Source organism: Streptomyces sp. MBT65 (genome assembly GCF_016612545.1).
Taxonomy (GTDB): domain Bacteria; phylum Actinomycetota; class Actinomycetes; order Streptomycetales; family Streptomycetaceae; genus Streptomyces.
Genome location: NZ_JAENRY010000523.1, coordinates 1 through 4,172, shown reverse-complemented (window position 1 = coordinate 4,172; position 4,172 = coordinate 1). Strand labels below are relative to the sequence as shown.

At 71.2% G+C, this 4,172-nt stretch carries 6 protein-coding genes; all 6 read right to left on the bottom strand.

From position 1 onward, the window contains the following. Position 1: 1 nt before the first annotated feature. Entirely contained in the window at positions 2–769 is a 768-nt protein-coding gene (locus JHN63_RS49650) for a beta-propeller fold lactonase family protein (protein ID WP_234478893.1), read from the bottom strand. Between the two features lie 15 nt (positions 770–784). Continuing rightward, a complete protein-coding gene (locus JHN63_RS49645; protein ID WP_200691719.1) occupies positions 785–1,756 on the bottom strand; it encodes a sugar kinase in 972 nt (323 codons plus the stop codon). A 5-nt stretch (positions 1,757–1,761) separates the two neighbouring features. After that, positions 1,762–2,406 carry a bifunctional 4-hydroxy-2-oxoglutarate aldolase/2-dehydro-3-deoxy-phosphogluconate aldolase gene (locus JHN63_RS49640; protein ID WP_307782180.1) on the bottom strand — a complete coding sequence of 215 codons (645 nt, stop codon included), beginning with the start codon at positions 2,404–2,406 and terminating at the stop codon, positions 1,762–1,764. 47 nt (positions 2,407–2,453) lie between these two features. Then, the gene (locus tag JHN63_RS49635; RefSeq protein ID WP_200691718.1) at positions 2,454–3,383 is read right to left on the bottom strand and encodes a carbohydrate ABC transporter permease; all 930 of its coding nucleotides are present in this window, start codon (positions 3,381–3,383) and stop codon (positions 2,454–2,456) included. 93 nt (positions 3,384–3,476) lie between these two features. After that, positions 3,477–3,719 carry a hypothetical protein gene (locus tag JHN63_RS53665; protein WP_234478892.1) on the bottom strand — a complete coding sequence of 81 codons (243 nt, stop codon included), beginning with the start codon at positions 3,717–3,719 and terminating at the stop codon, positions 3,477–3,479. Next, the gene (locus JHN63_RS53660) at positions 3,716–4,099 is read right to left on the bottom strand and encodes a carbohydrate ABC transporter permease (protein ID WP_234478891.1); all 384 of its coding nucleotides are present in this window, start codon (positions 4,097–4,099) and stop codon (positions 3,716–3,718) included. Before JHN63_RS53660 ends, JHN63_RS53665 begins: the two co-directional genes overlap by 4 nt. Between the last annotated feature and the right edge of the window lie 73 nt (positions 4,100–4,172).

Sequence of the window (4,172 nt, the reverse complement as noted above, 5' to 3'; positions counted from 1 at the left end):
GCTACGACGCCGTGGCCGGCACCCGGGACAGCTCGTGCAGGGTGCCGGTCTCGGCGTCGTAGCGGTGGCAGGTCACCGTCGAGGAGAGTTCGTCGGCGCTGAGGACCAGGTCGCCGGTCGGGGTGAAGGCGAGGTGGCGGGGGCCGGAACCCGGGCGGAGTTGGGAGGTCGCCACCGGCTTCAACCGGCCGGTCACAGCGTCGAGTTCGTAGGTGAAGACCGTGTCCGCGCCCAGGTCCGTGGCCAGCACATAGCGGCCGGCCGGGTCCACGAGGACCTGGTGGGCGTGGGTGCCCTCCTGGCGGCCGACCACCGGGCCCGAACCCTTGTGTTCGACCACGTCCGTCAGGTCCGAGAGCCGGCCGTCGCCGTCCAGGCGGTGCACGGCGACCGTGCCGGGCAGCGTGTCCGTGCCGTAGTTGGCGGTGAGGAGGTAGTGGCCGCCCGGGTGGACCGTCAGGTGGCACGGGTTCGCGCCGCCGCTGGTCAGGGGCGCTCCCAAGGGCATGGGCGCGGCGCCCTCCCGCAGACCGAACGCGCTCACCCCACCCGCCGTCGACTCGTGTGTCGTGTAGACGACGGGGAGGGTCGGGTGCGCCGCCAAGTACGAGGCACCGCTTGCCGTTACGGCGTCCGTCACCACCAGGCCGTCACCGTCCCCCGGAGTGAGGCTCAGCGCCGTCAGGCCCACTCCCTCGCCGCCCGTGTCCGGGGTGTACGAGCCTGTCAGGACGGTAACTTGCCCGGTAATGATCGCAATACTGGTCATCTGGTGCTCAGTTCCTCAGCGGAGTACGTCGTCGTGGTGGTCCAGCAGGGGCAGTTCGGCTCGGCGCGGCAAGCCCTCCCAGTCGCCCTCCGTGCCGACCGCGAACGCGCCCAGCCGGGCCGCCGTGTCCAGCCGGACCTCCGGCCGCGCGCCCGCGAGCAGCTCGGCCAAGTAGCCCGCCACGAAGGCATCTCCCGCGCCCACCGAGTCATGGACGCGGGCGGGCAGCGCGGGTTGGCGGTAGGGGTGGCCGTCGACGAGGGCGAAGGCTCCCTCCGCGCCCAGTTTGATCACCGCGGCGGAGGGGCCCAACTCGCAGATCCCCTTGGCCAGTTCCTCGGGTTCGTGGCGGTCCGGCACCGCGAGCCGCGCCTCGTGCGGGCCCGCGAACACCAGGTCGCTGTCGTGGAGGAGCGGAAGCACCGCCGCCCTCGCCTCGTCCTCGTTCCACAGCAGGGAGCGGAAGTTGATGTCGAGGGACACCAACACCCCCGCGTCGCGGGCGATGTCGACGGCCCGGCGGACCGCGCGCGCCGGGCCCTCTCCCAACGCCGGTGTGATGCCGGTGACATGGAGGACCGCCGCCCCCGCCACCGCCTCCTCCGGGATGTCCTCGGGGGCCAGGCGGACGCCCGCCGTCGCAGTCCGGTAGTAGCGCATCCGGTGGTGCGTGCTGGTGCGTTTCTCCTTGAGGAGGAGGGAGGTCGGGGCCGGGTCGCGTACCGCCAGGGCCGTGACTCCTTCCGCCCGCAGCTCCCGTAGCACCAGCTCGCCCAGCTCGTCCTCGCTCACCCGGCCGATCCAGGTCGCCCTGCCGCCCAGGCGGCTGACGCCCACGGCCACGTTCGACTCGGCGCCCGCGATGCCGAGGCGCAGGGTGGTGCCCAGGGTGAGCGGGCCGGGGCCGGCTGCGGACAGGACGCCGAGGGTCTCGCCCACGGTGACGAGGTAGGGCTCGTCGCTCTCGACCGGCTTGCGGCTGTTCACAGATGTCACTCCTTGGCCCCGGTATCGGGCCTGACCGTCTTCAGCAGTGCGCGTGCCCGTGCCGTGAGGGCGCTCAAGGCCTCCGGGGCGGGGTCCCGGTCGGCGCCGCGCAGCAGTGGGGAGCCGACGCCCACGGCGAGTGCCCCCGCCGCCACGTACCGCCCCGCCGCCTCCAGGTCCACGCCGCCGACCGCCATGAGCGGTATCTCCGGTAGCGGGGCGCGGAGTTGGGCCAGATGGGTCGGCCCTCCGGTGCAGGCGGGGAAGAGTTTCACGGCCGCCGCGCCCGCCCGCCAGGCCGTGATCACCTCGGTCGCCGTCCAGGCCCCCGGGTAGAAGGGGACGCCGTCGTCGGCCGCGGCGCGGATGACGTCCGGCTCGACGTTCGGGGAGACCAGGAACTCGGCGCCCGCGGCCAGCGCGTCCCGGGTGTCGGCCACGGTGAGGACCGTACCGGCGCCCACCGAGACCGCGGCGCCGAGTTCGTCCTTGATCCGGGCGATCGCGTCCAGCGCGCCCGCCGTGGTGAGGGTGACCTCCAGGCAGGTCACCCCGCCGGCCGCGAGGGCACGGGCCGCGTCGGGCAGCCCGGAGGCGTCGGCCGACCTGAGGATGGCCATGACCCGGGTGGCGGCCAACTGGCCGGTCACCAGGGGCCGTTGAAACTGTCGTACGGAATTGATTTCCTGAAGGTCTGTCACTTCACCGCTCCCGCCGACATTCCGGCGACCATCTGGCGCTGGAAGAAGATGAAGATGACGAACAGGGGCAGTACACCGAGCAGGGCGGCCGGGAAGAGGGTGGTCGGCTGCACGGTGTGCGGGTCGATGAAGGAGTACGCGTTCACCATCACCGTGCGCTTGCCCGGGTCCTGGAGGAAGACCAGGGGGACCAGCAGGTCGTTCCAGATCTGGAGCGAGATGAAGGTCAACAGGGTGCTGGTGACCGGCCGGAGCAGCGGCAGGATGATGACGAAGAACGTGCGCAGCGCGCCGCAGCCGTCGAGGGCCGCCGCCTCCTCCAGGTCGGTGGGGATCTGGCGGATGAAGCTCGTGTAGAAGAACACGGCGAGCGGCAGGTTGAGCGCGGTGTAGATGAAGACGACGCCCGCGTAGGTGTCCAGCAGGTTCAGGTCGCGCATCAGCAGGTACAGGGGTGCCACGACCACGAACACCGGGATCGACGTGCCGAGGATGAACAGCCGGTACACCGCCGTCGACCAGCCCGCCGTGATGCGGGCCAGCGGATAGCCCGCGAGCGCGCCGAGCACGGTGATGAGCACGCACGAAAGGCCGGTGATCAGAAGGGTGTTGAGGGTGCTGGTGCCGTAGTGGATCTGGCTGAAGGCGTCTCTGAAGTTCTTCAGCGTGAAGGAGTGCGGTATGCCCAGCGGGGAGCGTGCCACGTCCGCCGCCGTGCGCAGCGAGGTCACGATCGTGAAGACGAACGGCAGCACGAACAGGACCGTGCCGAGGCAGAGCACGGTCGTGCCGAGGCCGGCGGCGACCCTGCGCGCGTTCCACGGTGCGGAGTCGGTGGACCGGTCCGGGGGCCGGGGTGTGTCGCGCTGCCCGGCGGGGCGGCTGATCTCCGGTGCGGGGACCGGAGTCGAGAGGGGTGAGGTCATGGGGTGATCCGTCCGATTCCAACGGTGCCGACGGGGTGCCGTCTCGGGTGCGCGTGCGCTGCAGGTGCCGTAGAGGATGGGCTGGTTACGGCGTCACACGCGCCGTTCGCGCAGCCGGAGAAGGGAGTTGGTCGCGCTGGACAGGACGACCACGGTCACCAGGAGCAGCACCGCGAGGGCGACGCCGTAGGCGAACTTCCCGCCGCCGAAGATGTTGCGGTACACGAGCAGGGTCAGGGTGTCGGTGGCGCCGGCCGGGCCGCCGTTGGTCAGGACGAGCGGGAACTCGAAGACCTTGAGCGAACCGATCAGGCTGAGCGTCACGTTGACGGTCAACGCGGGGGCCAGCAGCGGCCATTCGACGCTGCGGAAGCGCCGCCAGCCGCTCGCGCCGGGGTCAACAGGACGACGTTCAGGGCCTTTCGGACCCTCGGGCGGCGGAACAGCATCGACGCGAAGAGCAGCCCGAGGCCGTTCTGCACGACGACGACCACGACGGCGTAGAGGACCGTGTGCCACAGCGCCGCGGAGACCGCCGGGTCGTCCGCCATCGCCGTGTACTCGTCCATGCCGACGAAGTGCGAGATCGGGCCGCCGACACTGTCGGTGAAGCTCAGGTACACGCCCTTGAACAGCGGGTACAGGATGAAGAGCGCGTACACGGCGATCGCGGGGAGCAGGAAGGCGGCCATGGTGGCACGCCGTCGGTGGAACACGGGGGATCAACCTCCTCGGCCGTCAGGCCCCTTGGGGGAGTGAGCGGGACAGGCGCGTGGGACGGGGGTGGGT